This is a genomic window from Synechococcus sp. CS-603 (assembly GCF_977929215.1).
In genome coordinates, this window is sequence record NZ_OZ376778.1 from 2175279 (window position 1) to 2190344 (window position 15066).

15 protein-coding genes are annotated in these 15066 nt (G+C 61.2%); 11 read left to right on the top strand and 4 right to left on the bottom strand.

Translation table 11 applies throughout. The annotated features are described in order from the left end of the window. The first annotated feature begins 268 nt into the window (after window positions 1–268). Together ACXMDM_RS11490 and ACXMDM_RS11495 are read left to right on the top strand one after the other, a co-directional pair. Window positions 269–514 (top strand): hypothetical protein, encoded by a 246-nt coding sequence (locus ACXMDM_RS11490; protein WP_071799693.1) that lies wholly within the window; start codon window positions 269–271, stop codon window positions 512–514. Beyond that, on the top strand, window positions 511–1074 hold the full coding sequence (locus ACXMDM_RS11495) for a pyridoxamine 5'-phosphate oxidase family protein (protein ID WP_071799694.1): 564 nt from the start codon (window positions 511–513) through the stop codon (window positions 1072–1074). Before ACXMDM_RS11490 ends, ACXMDM_RS11495 begins: the two co-directional genes overlap by 4 nt. Here the strand turns inward: ACXMDM_RS11495 and ACXMDM_RS11500 are convergent. From ACXMDM_RS11500 to ACXMDM_RS11510, 3 genes are read right to left on the bottom strand one after another with little or no spacing between them, the layout of a single operon-like run. Beyond that, window positions 1001–2356: a chloride channel protein gene (locus tag ACXMDM_RS11500; protein WP_499569652.1), complete on the bottom strand. Its 1356-nt coding sequence runs from the start codon at window positions 2354–2356 to the stop codon at window positions 1001–1003. The two genes, ACXMDM_RS11495 and ACXMDM_RS11500, sit on opposite strands and share 74 nt — an antisense overlap. After that, window positions 2353–3585, bottom strand: a complete 1233-nt coding sequence (locus tag ACXMDM_RS11505) for a multidrug effflux MFS transporter (RefSeq protein WP_071799696.1) — start codon at window positions 3583–3585, stop codon at window positions 2353–2355. Before ACXMDM_RS11505 ends, ACXMDM_RS11500 begins: the two co-directional genes overlap by 4 nt. Continuing rightward, window positions 3582–4622: a hypothetical protein gene (locus tag ACXMDM_RS11510; RefSeq protein ID WP_071799697.1), complete on the bottom strand. Its 1041-nt coding sequence runs from the start codon at window positions 4620–4622 to the stop codon at window positions 3582–3584. The genes ACXMDM_RS11505 and ACXMDM_RS11510 overlap by 4 nt, the downstream gene beginning before the upstream one ends. Before the next feature lie 402 nt (window positions 4623–5024). Here ACXMDM_RS11510 and ACXMDM_RS11515 point away from each other — a divergent pair, with 402 nt between their 5' ends. The 3 genes from ACXMDM_RS11515 (at window position 5025) to ACXMDM_RS11525 (ending at window position 7745) form a co-directional block, all read left to right on the top strand. Further along, window positions 5025–6482 (top strand): DUF6880 family protein, encoded by a 1458-nt coding sequence (locus ACXMDM_RS11515; RefSeq protein ID WP_233830885.1) that lies wholly within the window; start codon window positions 5025–5027, stop codon window positions 6480–6482. Window positions 6483–6587: 105 nt separating this feature from the next. Further along, window positions 6588–7328: a SpoIIAA family protein gene (locus tag ACXMDM_RS11520; RefSeq protein WP_083544590.1), complete on the top strand. Its 741-nt coding sequence runs from the start codon at window positions 6588–6590 to the stop codon at window positions 7326–7328. A 216-nt stretch (window positions 7329–7544) separates the two neighbouring features. Beyond that, on the top strand, window positions 7545–7745 hold the full coding sequence (locus ACXMDM_RS11525; protein ID WP_071799699.1) for a hypothetical protein: 201 nt from the start codon (window positions 7545–7547) through the stop codon (window positions 7743–7745). Between the two features lie 18 nt (window positions 7746–7763). On the opposite strand, the gene ACXMDM_RS11530 is transcribed toward ACXMDM_RS11525, so the two are convergent. Next, the gene (locus ACXMDM_RS11530; RefSeq protein WP_071799672.1) at window positions 7764–8702 is read right to left on the bottom strand and encodes an IS481 family transposase; all 939 of its coding nucleotides are present in this window, start codon (window positions 8700–8702) and stop codon (window positions 7764–7766) included. 255 nt (window positions 8703–8957) lie between these two features. Here ACXMDM_RS11530 and ACXMDM_RS11535 point away from each other — a divergent pair, with 255 nt between their 5' ends. From ACXMDM_RS11535 to ACXMDM_RS11560, 6 genes are all read left to right on the top strand, one after another. After that, the gene (locus ACXMDM_RS11535; RefSeq protein WP_071799700.1) at window positions 8958–9899 is read left to right on the top strand and encodes a bile acid:sodium symporter family protein; all 942 of its coding nucleotides are present in this window, start codon (window positions 8958–8960) and stop codon (window positions 9897–9899) included. Window positions 9900–9960: 61 nt separating this feature from the next. After that, the gene (locus ACXMDM_RS11540) at window positions 9961–10431 is read left to right on the top strand and encodes a rhodanese-like domain-containing protein (protein ID WP_083544308.1); all 471 of its coding nucleotides are present in this window, start codon (window positions 9961–9963) and stop codon (window positions 10429–10431) included. A 220-nt stretch (window positions 10432–10651) separates the two neighbouring features. Next, window positions 10652–12148: a DUF1254 domain-containing protein gene (locus ACXMDM_RS11545; protein WP_071799701.1), complete on the top strand. Its 1497-nt coding sequence runs from the start codon at window positions 10652–10654 to the stop codon at window positions 12146–12148. A 120-nt stretch (window positions 12149–12268) separates the two neighbouring features. Further along, window positions 12269–13762 (top strand): DUF1254 domain-containing protein, encoded by a 1494-nt coding sequence (locus ACXMDM_RS11550; protein WP_233830889.1) that lies wholly within the window; start codon window positions 12269–12271, stop codon window positions 13760–13762. 44 nt (window positions 13763–13806) lie between these two features. After that, complete coding sequence (locus ACXMDM_RS11555) at window positions 13807–14220, top strand: DUF1254 domain-containing protein (protein WP_205526829.1); 414 nt, start codon at window positions 13807–13809, stop codon at window positions 14218–14220. A gap of 21 nt (window positions 14221–14241) precedes the next feature. After that, a complete protein-coding gene (locus ACXMDM_RS11560) occupies window positions 14242–14856 on the top strand; it encodes a DUF1214 domain-containing protein (RefSeq protein ID WP_205526830.1) in 615 nt (204 codons plus the stop codon). Window positions 14857–15066 lie beyond the last annotated feature (210 nt).

The window sequence follows — 15066 nt, forward strand, 5'->3', positions numbered from 1 at the left end:
TTTCGAATCAAAAATGTTTTCGTACTGAAAACGGTTTCAATCCGAAAATCTTTGGTGCGCCTGGGAAACCAGAGATCCGTGAAGGATGTTTGGAGCAGGGGCCTGATCGTCAGCGAACTCCTGAGAGTTGCTCAGGTGGGGTGTCTTCCATGGTATGGAGCCTCCCGGTGTCGATGGCTTCATCATCGGCCCGGCAGCTCACTGGGGCAATAGGGGTTTATGCCTGATCCCGGCGGCCGCGCCAGGATTGAAGCACTGCATCTCTGCCATGTTCCTGCCCAGCCCCTTCTGTCTCCTCCCTGCCGCCAAGATCGCTGGACTGCAGGCGACGGTCCTGTTGCTGCTCACCGCCCTGATCAAGGCCAGGATCCAGATCAAGGCGGCCTCTGCGCTGGGGTTGTCCCTGCTCGCCCTGCAGACCCTCGTGTTCCTCGCCGCCGCGGGCGCCTTGGGCCTGACGACCCTCGCTGGTGTGGCGGTTGCACTCAAACAACGCCAAGCGCAGACGGCTTGAGCACACTTCCGCCCTGGCGCCCGCTGTTGCGGGCGGCCCGCGAGCGGGAAGGCCGCTCTCCAGCAGCCCGCTGGCTGCAGCTGGCCAGCGTGGCTGTCGATGGCACGCCGCGCGTGCGCACCCTGGTATTCCGTGGCTGGGCCGATGGCGAGGCCCTGGATCTGCTCACCGACGGTCGCAGTGCCAAACCGCTCGAGCTTCAGTGGCAGCCAGCCGTGGAACTCTGTTGGCTGCTGCCCAAGGCCCGTGCTCAGTTCCGTCTGCGCGGGCAGGTGCTGGCTTTGCCCGCTGAGTTGGAACAAGGCGAAAGGGAACGGCACTGGCAAACCCTCAGCCCCGGCGGCCGTGCCCTCTGGGGTTGGCCCGTACCCGGGGCAGCGTGGGATCCCACGGCGGCTTATCCAGCGGAGTTGGCCGTCGATACCCCGCTGCCTGAGCACTTCGAGCTGCTGCGCATCGGCCTGAAGCAGGTGGAGTTGCTGGAGCTCAAGGATCACCCGCACCAGCGCCGCCTTTGGTGCCGTGATCGTGGCTGGGAGGAGGAGCGCCTGAACCCCTGAACGCTCTGGTCTGGGCTTCGTTCCAGCTGATGCCTCCGAGCCAGCGGCCGATGGCCGCCGCGATGGCCGAACCGGTGAGCAGCCAGGGCAGGGTGGCGGGATTGCCCTGCAGCGTGAACACAAATACCGAGCAGAACAGGGGTGTGCGGCAGGCGCCGCTGAACAATGCGGCTGCAGCGATGGCGACCAGGGCCGCCTGTTGATCCGCCGGCCACTGCTGCAGCCAGGGGCCGACCAGCACGGCCCCCAGGCTCATCGAATCGTGCATCAGGCCGCCCGGAGCGCCGATCGCGATACTCAGCAACGGCCCAAGCAGCCGCGGCGCACCTGCCCACCAGGGCATGTCCGCACGGCCGGCCAGGGCTGGGCCGAGAGCGAGCGAGCCGTCGTTGAGGCTGATGCCGCCACTGGCCACCGCCAGCAGGGCGAACAACAGACCGATGGCCAGCGCGGCAGGCACCAGATGTGAACGCAACAAAGAGCCAAGGCGCTGGGCGAAGGGAACCAGCAGGCGAACCAGCAGCACACCGATCAGGGCGGCCGCCACACTGATGAGCAAGGCGAGCGGCAGCAGGACAGGCGCCAGCGGCAGCGCCATCCCTTCGGCCAGGCGGGCGGGTTGTCCCAGCTCGGAATTGAGCAGGGTGCCGATGCCCGCCAGCAACAAGGTGGGCACCAGCAGTTGGAAGCCAGACACGGCGCTGAGTTCTTCGAGCGCGTAGGCGGCCCCCAGCAGGGGTGATTGAAAGGCAGCACCGAGGCCGGCACCACCACCGATAGCGACAGTGAGGGCCAGCGGCAGCCGCTGAAGGGGGGCGAGCCGGCGGCGCAGGGCCAGCAGGATCGAAGCGCCGAGGGCGGCGGAGGGGGATTCCGTGCCCACGCTCAGCCCGGCGAGATGGGTAAGTGCCAGCAGGGGCAAACGCGCCAGCTGGTGCCTGAGCGAGAGGTTGGCGATGGCGCGATCACGTTCTGCATCCGTGTCGGCGTCCTGGAGAACCAGCACGCCAGTGAGGCCGCCGCCCCGGCCAGCAGCCAACGGCCCCCAGGCCAGCAGCACGAAGGCCACGGTGGCAAGCAGCGGACCTGCCACCAGCAGAGGCTTGAGAGCCCCATCGCCCCCGAGGGGCCAGAGCCGCTGGAGCCGGAAGCCAAGTTCAGAGAGCCATTGATAGGGAAGTTCCGCCAGGCCAATCACCAGCCCCGCCAACAGCAGGGTCAGGGCCCAGCTGACTGCCTGGCGAAGCGACTGCGCATGGCGCGAGAGCGACGCGGTGGTCATGCGCTGATGTCCACCCGGGTGTAGGCCCGCACCAGGGCCGCCAGCATCAGGGCAAGGGCGAGCAGGGAGAGCGCCAGCGGCACCTGGGAGGTGTCCGGCAGCCAGACGACAAGGGCCACCAGCGCGGCGGTACCCTCCTGCTGCAGAAAACCGGTGAGGGCTGAGGCCTGGCCAGCCGCGGCAGGGAAAGCCTGCATCGGCAGGGCCAAACCGATCGGGACCACGATGCCGCCTCCCGCCACCACCACCAACATCGGCCCCAGCAGCGAGAGCGGATCAAAGCGGCCGGCCAGTCCCAGCGCCAGCATCACCAGGGCACCAGCGGTGATCGCACCAAGGCCAATCCAGAGCAGCCGCTGCTGACCCAGACGCACCACCGTGCGGCGCACAAGGAGAGACCCCACCAAATAAGCCGCGCTTAAAGAAAGGGAAAGGTTGCCGAACTGGGCGGGGCTGTAGCCGAAGCTGTGCTCGAAATCAAAGGGACTGGCGGCGGCGTAGCCCGCCACCACGCCAGTGGCGAGCATCACGATCAGGGCCGGCAGCAGGAAGCGGCGATCCCGGAGCAGGCGGCCATAGTCACGCAGCACCACAGCCAGCTCCCGACGCAGCGTGGTGGCACGGGAGGTCACGGGCGGCAGGGTTTCGCCCAGCTCCCGGACCAGGTAGGCGAGCGCGAGTGAGCCCAAGACGGTGAGGAGAACAAAGTCGGCCCGCCAGGAGGCCACGCTGGCGATCCACCCCCCGAGAAAGGGCGCGATACCGAGGGCCAGCGCATAGCTGATCGCCACCACCGACATCGCCTGGGCCAGGGAGCGCTGGCTGAACACATCCCGGAGGCAGGCCCGCGACACGCTGGTGCCACAGCCGGCGGCCACCCCCTGCAGTAGCCGCAGCAGCAGAAACGCCCCAAATCCAGGCACCAAGGCCAGCCCCAGGCTCGCGAGCGTGAACAGGGTCACGCCGCAAAGGGCGATCGGCCGGCGCCCGAAGCGATCGGCCAGAGGGCCCCACACCAACTGGGAGAAGCCGTAGCCGAGGGCGTAGGCAGTGATCGATTCCTCAGCAGTGCTGGCACTCACCTGAAAATCACTGGCCATGGCAGGCAGCGAGGGCAGGGCGATGAACAGGCCCGATTGCCCCAGGGCACTGCCCAGGCAGGCGTAGCTGATCTGGGCAATCCCGGTACTTGATCCCTTGGCGGTGCCTGAACCAGGAGGGGGGATCACGCGAGCTCCGGCCAGAGATCGGGTTGATCGATCATGGGCTTGCGCAGCGGCAGCACGTTGAAGCGGCGGCGGATCTCCCGCAACGGTTCTGCGGCCATGGCCAGATGGTCGAGCTGGCTGAAATCGCCTCGGCAGGCCGATCCGCGCACGAGCGCCTCGCCGAACAGCGCGGTGGAACCAGGCAGATCGAGGGCTCCGAGGCGACCGTTCACGCCGTGATAGGGCTCACCGCCTCCGCCATAGGCAACGAATTGATGATTGGTGCCGTGCTTGAACAGACCCACTTCATGGATCAGAACGTTCGTCAATGACGCCATCCAATTGGCGTCGCTGTTGTTCAGGGCCAACTTGAACGCACCCAGGGCAATCTCACCGGGCCCTGTCGGTTCATAGCCCGTGATCACGTGGTTCATGTCATGACACACGTAATAGCGGGGATTGGGCGTTTCCCTGCTGGGCATGGCCATGCCATTGCGCTCGTAGAGCTGAACGAATGCCCAGCCCAAGCTGCCGTAAGGCAGCGATGGCAGCTGGTCCAGGGCCGCGAAGAACGCATCGTCGCCCTGGGCCTCGCCAGGCCCCGGCACCCCGGCTTGCCGCTCGGAGAGTTCGGGGATGTAGGCGTCATACGCGCGAACAAATCGCGCCGTCGCCTCAGCCGCCGAACAATGGGCAAAATCCCGGACGATCTGGAGCTGGGGCGGATCGATCTCCAGGGCGCGGGCATAGGCCTCCAGGCGCTGCAGCTGGCTTTCGCTCTTGGGATGGCGGCAAAGGTCAAGGATCAAGCCCATCTGCAGGAACAGGCGCCGCCAGCAGGGCTCAGGCAACACCGCGGCCAAGGCCCCAGGGGCCAGCGGTTCAAGTTCTTGCAACTGGCTGTCTTCGAGGGCGAGCAGATGGCTGGCCACGGCAGAGAAGACCCGATGCTGTTCTGCGGTGGGGCCACCCTCTGCATCAATCAGACCCAGCAAACCGGCGGCAAGATGGCGGGCCTCTGTTGGGCTGACTGGGAACGGAATTCGATGGGGTGTCATCACCAAAACAACCAGCCTGAGCGGAACTCTATGGGGTGCATAAGTTCTGGCCTTTGATCCGATTGAAGTTGACCCGCTTGTTATCGATCCGATTGTTATCGATCCGATCGTGTTTGATCTCCTATCGCTCAGAGGGACCGTGATCCCGGTGGGATTGGTGAAGTCACCCTGAGGCAGCGCTATGTCTCCAAGGCCACGCCATAGTCCACAAAGTCCTTTCAATTCAGCTGCCCAATATGGCGGATGGCAGGCGGGTGACTGGCTGGTGATGTGCAGGCTGATCAGATCAAGTCCATCGCCTTTCTGATCGATTGCCAAGGTCAGTGATCTGTTTCTCCTGCGTTTGTTCTCACCTGGAGCTTTAGTCCCCAGGGAGACAGAACGGAAACCCATCAGGTGTCCGTGAGCGGCAAGCATGATCCGTTCAAACGCGCCAATCTCGAAGCCATTGCGCATCCGGCCCCGTTTTGCTTGGCCGGGCTGGATCAAGGCGATGATCGCAGCATCGTCGTGGGACCGATGGCCGGCAAGCGCACCCTCAACGCCCGCAACCTTGAAGCCCTCGGGGCGCCTGTGCTCGCCGAACTGCTGATCGAGCTGAGCAGCGGCCATGCCGTGATGCAGCGGCGCCTGCGCTTAGCCCTGGCTGCTGCGGAGGGGGCCAGCGAAGCCGCCCAGGAGGTGCGCAAGCGCCTGGCGGCGATCGCCCGCTCCAGCACCTACGTGGATTCGCGCAAACGCAAAGCTCTGATCTGCGAGCTGGAAGCCCAGCGCCAAGCCATTTCCGGAGCGATCGCCGAGGCCGATCCGGCCCAGGCCTTCGCGTTGCTGGTGCGCTTCCTGGAGCTGGGTGATGGCGTGATGGATCGCTGCTCCGACAGCACCGGCGCCGTGATCGGGGTGTTCCAGCAAGCGGTGGCCGAGCTGGGGCCAATCGCCAGCGCCGCCAAGCTGAAACCAGACGCCTTGGCGGAGCAGGTGGTCGATTTGCTCGGCGACAACGGCTATGGCCAGTTCGATGGGCTGATCCCGGCGCTGAAAGACGCACTGGGCGAGCAGGGGCTGCGGCTGCTGGAGCGCCACTGCCGTGAACGCGGCGCCCGCGATGGCCACCCCGCCCTGCTGCAGATCGCCGAATGCCGCGGCGATGTGGACGCCTACCTGGGCCAGTTCGACGCCAGCCAGCTCAGCTGGCCCAGCACCGCCGCCGATGTGGCCCAGCACCTGCTGACCGCAGGCCGAGCGGAACAAGCGCTGGTGGTGCTCGATGGCGCTGCCAAGGGCGCGGCCAGCTGGCATTCCCCCGACTGGAACGAAACCCGCATCGCCGTCCTCGAAGCGCTTGGCCGAAGCGACGAAGCCCAGGACTTGCGCTGGCAGTGCTTCTCTTCAACCCTGTCGATCACACACCTGCGCGATCACCTCAAACGGCTCGCAGCCTTCGAGGATGGGGAGGCTGAGGAGCGGGCCTTCCAGGTGGTGGCGGAGCACCCGATGCCTCTGCTGGCCTTGCAGTTCCTGGTGAACTGGCCCGCCCTACCCCGCGCCGCCCGTTACGTGATCACGCACTGGGAGGAGTGGGACGGGGAAGCCTTCGACATCTACGGACCGGCCGCCGAACGCCTCAGCGCCGGCCATCCGCTGGCCGCCACGCTGCTGTTGCGGGCCATGGTGGCCTTCGCCCTGTCGATGGGCCGAGCCAAGCGGTACCGCTACGCCGCCGAGCACCTGCGCAGCTGCGACCAGCTGGCCTGCCGTATCGACGACTGGCAGGGCATGGAGAATCACGAGCGATTCGTCAGCCGCCTGCAGCAGACCTTCGGGGCGAAGTGGAGCTTTTGGCAGATGTTGGAGCGCTGAACGGATCAGGGTCCCGGCAAGCCAAGCAGATGTTTTGGGCGCTCTGGCCTCGGATGGCTACGGTTCAGGTAGGCCATTCCCAAGGAGATTCCCATGATCGAATGCATGAGCGGGCTACCGGATGGCACCCTCGGTTTTTCCTTCCAGGGACAGATCACGGCCGACGATTATGACCACGTGCTGACACCAGCGCTTGATCGTGCCCTTGAGCAGCACGACCACCTCAAGCTGATCGCCCAGCTGGGGCCGTCCTTTGAGGGTTACGACCTGGGCGCCGCCTGGGCCGATGGTCGTGAAGCCTTGCGGCACTGGGATGGATTCGAGCGATTGGCACTGGTGAGCGATGTGGCCTGGGTGCGCACGGCGGCGGCGGCCTTCAGCCTGGCCATGCCCTGCCCGGTGCGGGTGTTCGCCGACGCAGACCTGGAGGATGCTCGCCGTTGGTTATCGGAATCACTGGGCACAATGCGCCTGGAGCGGCACGGCGATGTGATCGAGGTCCGGCTGATCGGCACGATCGAAGCCAGTTCCTATCAACAGATGGAAGCCAACCTCGACGCTGAACTTCAGGATGTCGATGGCGCAAGGCTGCTGCTGGATCTGCGCGAGTTCGATGGCTGGGCCGGCCTCGGCGCCCTGGGGCGCCACATGGCACTCGTGCGCGACCATCGCCGGACGATGCGGCGTGTTGTAGTGGTGGGCAACAAGGCCTGGCAGGCGCTGGCGGAAAAGCTGGTCTCCCAGTTTGTTGAAGCTGAGACCCGTTTCTTCGATGCAGCTGATTATGCCCTGGCGGAAACCTGGATTCGTCTACAATCCAACGACGACAAACAAATCAAAGCTTGAGTTCTGGCCAAGATCCGACAGCGTTTGCGAAGATCAACAACAAAATGGTTAGAGGGAAGACTGAAGTCAAAGGCGTTGTTCTTGCGGCTGGAAGCGAAGCCCTTGGTTGACACATTGTGCTGAATCGCTGAGCTACGTCTCTCCTGCACCGCTAGCCTTATGACAGCAATGGCCCACACAAGTGGGCAGATCCAATGAATCGGTGGCTGGTGATCCGTGTCTGAATTTCTTCGCCAACTCGCCCTGATGGTGGTGATGCAGGTGGTGCGGTTTCAATTTCCCGATGTGGCCACCGCTTCCAGCCAAGACCTGGCCCGTCAGCTGGCGAGCGATCCGTCTGCGCCCGTGATGATCGACACGCGCGAACCCAGCGCTATCGCTACGCCGTCGAGAATCTGCGCAGCTGCGATCAGCTAGCTGTGCTTTCTCACCAGGTCATTCAGCGATCAGCAGCCGCTGGAGGCATTGCTGAGGAGTGAGGCCACCGAGAGCCATGTGGCACCTGCTGCCGTTATAGATCCCCAGATAGCGGGGTAGCCAGCGGTTGCGTTCATCCGATGTTTGGTAGGCGATCACATAGGCCCATTCCGACAAGATGGTTTTGATGAACCGTTCGGCCTTGCCGTTGGTCTGCGGGGTGTAGGGCTTGGTGCGGATGGGTTTCAGATCCAGAGCCCGACAGGCTTTTCGCCAGTCATCCGAGCGATAGGAGGGGCCGTTGTCCGAGAGGATCCGGCGACAGGTGATCCCCTGTTCAGAAAACCATCCGACGGCACGGGCCAGGAAGCCAACGGTTGTCGCCTTCTGCTCGTCTGCGAGCACCTCGACGTAAGCCAGGCGGGTGGCGTCGTCGATCGCGACATGTACCTTCTCGTAGCCGGCACCTCGGGAGGAGCCTTGACGACGGTCGCCGGTGATGCGGTGGCCGACCCGCTCAAACCTGGCCAGCTGTTTGATGTCGACATGGATCATGTCCCCGGGGCGCTCCCACTGGTAGCGACGAACAAGACGTTTGGGGTCAAGGTTCTTCAGGCGTCCCAGGCCCAGGCCCTTCATGAGCCGACCAACGGTGGAGAGGGGCGCACAGAGAGCCCTGGCGATGCGGCGGAGCGTGCAGCGCTGGTGCCGCAGGTCTACAGCCTGCTGGAGTTGCTGCGGATCGAGCGTCCGCCGCTGGCTGCGGCGAACACTCCGTCGATCCGCCAGTGCCGCTACGCCGCCTGCTCGAAACCTGGAGAGCCACTTGTAGGCCGTACGCAGGCTGATCCCGGCTTGTGCTGCAAGGGCTTTGAGTGGCACGCCTTCATCGAGATGCCGGCGGATGAGCCGTTCCCGACTGATGGGTGTCAGTCGGGCCAGAGGGTGGCTATGCATGGTGTGTGAGGTCTTGGGACGGTGGTGACACTCCGACCCTGGCGACCTCACACCCCCTTGTCAGCTGAACAACGTGGTGGGACTACACAGCTAGCCTCCTGCATCGACGACTGGCAGGGCGTGGAGGATCACGAGCATTTTGTGAGCCGCCTGCAGCAGGCCTTCGGGGCGAAGTGGAGCTTCTGGCAGATGTTGGAGCGCTGAGCGCCAGGGCTGGAGCTGTAGGTTCCCGTCTACTTCGAGAAGGTTGTCCAGGTGCTGGAGCGATTCACACTGCTGTTCCCGCTTTGGACCCTGCTGGGGGTTGTGCTGGCGCTGCCGTTCCCCTGGCTGTTCACCTGGCTGCAAGGGCCTCTCATCGTGCTGGCCCTGGGGGTGATCATGCTCGGCATGGGCCTGGAGCTGCAGCCGGCCGATTTCCGGCGGGTGCTCCGCCGTCCGCGGCCGGTCGCTCTCGGCGTGATCGGCCAGTTCAGCGTGATGCCCCTGCTGGCCGCAGCGCTGGCCTGGGGTCTGGGGCTGGAGCCGCCCCTGGCCGTGGGGCTGATCCTGGTGGGGTGCTGCCCAGGCGGAACGGCCAGCAACGTGGTGACCTTGATCGCCCGGGCTGATGTGGCGCTGTCGGTGGTGATGACCACGGCGAGCACCTTGCTGGCTGTGGTGCTCACCCCTGCGCTCACTGGGCTTCTGGCCGGTCGTTATGTGCCTGTGGACGGCTGGAAGCTGTTGTTGGACGTGTTGCAGGTGGTGCTGCTGCCCCTGGCCGCCGGCATTGGCCTCAAACGCGGCACCCCGCGGCTGGCCCGTTGGATCGGACCGTTGATGCCTCCACTGGCAGTGCTGGCGATTGTTCTGATCGTGGCCAGCATTGTGGGCAGCCAACGGCAGGCCTTGCTGGAGCAGGGCCCGCTGTTATTCCTCGCGGCGCTGTTGCTGCATGGCGGCGGCTTCCTGCTGGGTTGGCTGATCCCCGCGGCCGAGCAGCAGCCGATTTTGGTGCGTAGAACCCTGAGCATCGAAGTGGGGATGCAGAATTCCGGACTGGCGGTAGTGCTGGCCCGATCGGCGTTCGCCGCCACCCCACTCACAGCCCTACCCGGTGCCATCTCGGCAGTGGTTCACGCGGTGCTGGGAAGCCTGCTGGCCAGTTGGTGGAGGAGGAATGAACGAAGGAACAAAACAGCACCAAACGGCTAAAATCACGTTCATAGAAGTCCAACGAATCGAGCAGATCAACTATGGAAAAGGACGTTGACTAGTGGTTGAATTTCTTCGCCAACTCGCCCTGATGGTGGTGATGCAGGTGGTGCGGTTTCAATTTCCCGATGTGGCCACCGTTTCCAGCCAAGACCTGGCCTTTCAGCTGGCGAACGATCCGTCTGCGCCCGTGATGATCGATACGCGCGAACCAAGGGAATATGCCGTCAGCCACCTTCCTGGAGCCCTCAACCTCACCACGGTGGAAGCCATCGAGAAGGAGGGTATTGCTAAGGATCGTCCATTGGTGGTGTATTGCACCGTTGGCTATCGCTCCGCCTATCTGGCCAGAGAACTGAATGCAGCGGGCTATGGACAGGTAGCGAATCTGGACGGTTCTATCATTCAGTGGCACAACCAGGGCAATCGCCTGTTGGCTCAAGGAGAATTGGTCCAAAAAGTGCATCCCTACGACAAAACCTGGGGCCTCCTGCTAAACCCCAATGATCGATCCGATGGAACGCCGAAATAGCAGCATATCAAAGCTTCTAGATCACCTAGCGTAACCTCTTCATCCAGGAGGACGAGAGAGAGATCAAACCGTTCAACAAGCTCACACATGCATTTCAAACTTGGGACAGATGCCGTGTATAACTTTACACGCAAAGACTATGTAGCAAGCCCTGTAAGCCACTTCGGATCAAGAACCATCCAAGTCATTGCAATCAAAGCCCTGAATCAGGAAAATCCCTATGAGCATATTTTCTCACACCACTTTCAAATTGGCCTTGATGAGCGTCTGTTCGCTTGCACTGCTTTCGGGTGGCGATCAAGCATGCGCTGGGCCTTCAACCGAAATCCCGGAAATCGCCAGCACGGCTGCTCCCTCCATAGCTGGAGATGGACTCACGACCAAGCAATTCAAGGCCATCGCCGAGGAGGGATTCATCTACGGCTTACCGCTGGTGATGAACTATGCGGTGATGTATGAGTATGCCGTCGACAAAGCTGGTAGCCAATTCAAGGCGCCTTTCAACCAGATCAGGAACATCCCACGGGTGTACACCTATAGGGATACAGCTGTCGTTACAGCCAACAGCGATACGCCTTATTCCTTCGTGTGGCTGGATCTTCGAGCCGAACCCATGGTGATCTCCATACCGGCCGTCAAGGACCGCTATTACTCGGTGATGCTTACTGACAGCCACACCTACAACTACGGCTATCTGGGCAGCCGTGCCACCGGCGGCAAGGCCGGAAAGTACATGATCGTCGGTCCAGGCTGGAAGGGCGAGAAGCCTGCAGGCATTGATAAGGTATTTCAGTCGCTGACACCATTCAGCCTGGCAGTATTCCGAACCCAGCTGATCAATCCGGCGGATATGCACAATGTGGAGAAGATCCAGTCCCAGTACAAGGCTGAGCCACTGTCTGCTTTTATCGGTGAGCCGGCCCCACCAGCCGCGCCAAAGATCAATTTTCTGCCTGCTACGACCGCCGGTATCAAAGACAACTTCTGGGCTTACCTGAACGCTGCACTTGAATACATTCCGGAAGCTGAGGAAGACAAGGCCATCCGCGGCAGTCTGGCCCAGTTCGGTATCGGGCCTGGCAAAGCCTTCGACATCAAGGCGCTGTCACCGGAACGCCAGCAGGCCATGGACGAGGCGATGAAGGCCGGTGACGAGAAGGTCTCCACCTATTTGGCCTCCGGCATGACAGAGGCCAATGGTTGGCAACTCGGCTCCTTGCCTGGGGACCGAGCGCACTACGACGGGAACTGGGTCATGCGTGCTGCCACCGCCAAGGCGGGCATCTACGGGAACGATGCCGCCGAGGCCGTGTATCCCTTGGGGCGTGTGGATGTCAACGGAAAGATCCTAGATACCAGCCAGCACAATTACACGCTCACCTTCGCCCCAGGCCAGCTGCCGCCAGTGAATGCGTTCTGGTCGGTGACCATGTACGACGGCAAGTCACAGTTGATGATCAAAAATCCGATCAACCGCTACTTAATCAACACGGCCATGGTACCTCAGTTAAAGAAGAACGTTGACGGCTCCGTGACGATCTACATCCAGAAGGATTCACCGGGAAAGGCCAGGGAAAGCAATTGGCTGCCGGCACCGGATGACACGGCCTATCTGGTCATGCGTCTGTACTGGCCAAAGCCTGCCACCAATGCGCTATCTGTTCTGCCGGTTGGCAAGGGCACCTGGAAGCCACCGGGCATTGTGAAAGCCAACTGAGCAAACGATTGGTCGTAGTGATAAAAAAACAGCAATGATTATGAGACAAATAAGGGATTAGTATAAAGCGCCAACCCGATTCATCCGTAGAGCAGAACAGTGATTATGTATCGACGTTTCATGAATATGGCCTTTACGGCAGCTCTGCTCATGCTGCCGTTGTCACACAGTGCCGCCGCCCAAGTCAGCAAGTCTGAGCTGGAATCAATTTCGATCCCGGATCGGGTCGAAACTCCGATTGGTGAATTGAAGTTCTTTGACGGCGTTCCCACCAACGCCACCATCGACAAGCTCTATGACAACCTCGACCGCATGCGCGGGCTGCAGGTCTACTTGGACAACGTCGGCGGTGTATCGATCCAGAGCGTCCTCGACGGACTCGCAAAAGCGGGTGCTGACACACCGAACAAGATCGCTCTGTTCGAGAAGCTGATGGATTCTAAGACACTGGTCGTTACGGCGAACACCTCGACGCTGTATGCCTATGCGGGCACTGATCTGGCCAAGGATGGTCCGACGGTTATCGAAATTCCACCGGGCATGCTCGGCTTTCTCAACGATGCATGGCAGCGCTTTGTTGGCAACATGGGCGTGACCGGGCCGGACAAGGGCATGGGTGGAAAATATCTGGTGCTGCCACCCGGCTACACCGGCAAGATCCCTGCCGGCTACTTTCTGCTGAAACCGCAGACGAACAGAAACTTCCTGTTTCTGCGCGGCTCGATTGCCAAGGGGCTGGAGCCAGCCGTGGAGAACATCACTTCGGGCTTGAAGATCTACCCATTGAAGGATGCTGCTGAGCCGGCACCAACTGAGTTCGTCAATATGTCTGACAAGGCCTTCAACACGGTCTTTCCAAACGACCTGCAGTACTTTCAAATCCTCAACGATATGATTCAGCGCGAGCCGATTGAGGCGATCAGCCCGGAGGTACGCGGTGCTATCGCCTCAATCGGCATTGTCAAAGGCAAGCCATTCGCGCCCGATGCGCGCATGAAACAGCTGCTCATCGAGGCCGGTACGCTCGGAAATGCCACAGGGCGCGCCATCACCTATCAGCCGCGCATCGGCGGCGTCTTCATCTATCCCGGAACCGAGAGCAGCTGGACCACCGCCTACGCAAACAAAAACACATCATTCGTGTCCGAGGGCACAGTCGACTTGTCTGCGCGAGCGTTGTTCTATTTCAACGCAGGCGGAGTAACGCCGGCTATGGCAACCTCCCGTGTTGGAGCGGGATCTGACTACGCATTCGCCACTCTGGATGCCGACAAGAACCCGTTCGATGGTGCCAAGACCTACAGACTGCGTCTGCCGCCCAACGTGCCGGTGAATGACTTCTGGGCGCTCACATTGTATGACACACAGACACGCTCGATGTTGCAGACCAGCCAACCTTTCCCAACCGTCGGAAGCCAGGACGAGGGCATGCAAAAAAATGCAGACGGCTCATTCGACATCTATTTCGGGCCAAAGCCGCCTGTAGGCAAAGAGGGCAACTGGCTAGCGACGCTGCCGGGTAAAAGCTGGTTCACGATCCTGCGAATGTACGGCCCGCTTGAGCCATGGATTAACAAGACCTGGCGCCCAAGCGAGATCGAGTTGCTGAAGTAAGACATCATTTCCTATACAACGATCTGCAACGAGGAGTCTTCAAAATGAACAATTTCTTTTCCACCGCCGCAATCGCACTCATCAGCGCACTGGCCATCCCTTCGTTGGAGGCCAATGCCAAAGATTTAAGAGCTGCAGTTGACCGTCCGATCGTAGTCAACGTTGATAACTTCAACGAAGCACAAAGCGACCTCGAGTTTGCAGGCATTTTGAAATTGTCCGGCGGCATCAACCAGCTGCATCACAACCGCACGCCGACACCAATCGACAAGCAGAACGTGATCCGGATGAATCGCGACACCCTTTACAGCCTTGGGCTTATCAACATCTCCGAGGGTGCGACTATCACCTTGCCAGATGCCGGCAAACGCTACATGTCGTTGATGATCATCAACAACAATGGCTACGTGAACAATGTCTACTACGGTGGCGGCTCGTACAAGTTGACAATAGCTTAGTTTGATACACCAATCGTTGGCGTGATTATTCGCACTTTAGCCAACTCCACGAACAAAGCTGATCTCGCCGTAGCACACAAGCTACAAGACCAAATCAAGATCAATGCCAGTTCCAATCAAGTGTTTGTCTTGCCCAATTACGACATGATCAGTTATGAGGCAACGCTCGAACCGATTCTCGACCTGGCCAAGGGCTTGAAACGCTACACCCGCATCTTCGGCTCCAAAGCCGATGTTGATCCGGTTCACTTCTTGATTGGCAGCGCTTCTGCCTGGGGCGGACTACCAGACAAAGACGCGCAATACTACAATATAGAGCCCAATCTACCATTAGGCAAGTACGAACTGACGGTCAAGGATGTACCGGTGAAGGGTTTTTGGTCGATCAGCTTATACAACGCGAAGGGCTATTTCCAGAAAAATAACCTGAATGCCTACAGCCTCAACAACCTGATTGCAAAGCCGAACAGCGATGGCTCCTACACGGTGCGTTTTGGTGGCTGCACCGCCAGCACCGAAAACTGCCTGCCGATCATGGACGGCTGGAACTACAGCGTACGTATGTACGAGCCAAGCCAGGCCATCATCGATGGCACGTGGACATTCCCCAGCCCGCCAACACCACGCATCGACTGATTCACGCTGAATTTAGAAGCCTCATCCCTTCAATTGGCTGTAAGTACAACAGTATCGGCCTACATGTCATCCGGCAGTTGGGGTAATCGATCACGGATGACGCCCAGCGTGATTTGAAGGGCTCAACCGTTGCATTCACAGCCGCAGCCGAGGTGGCAGGGCTCGCCGTTGGGGTGGCCGTTGGCACAGGCATCGCTGCAGAAGGATCCT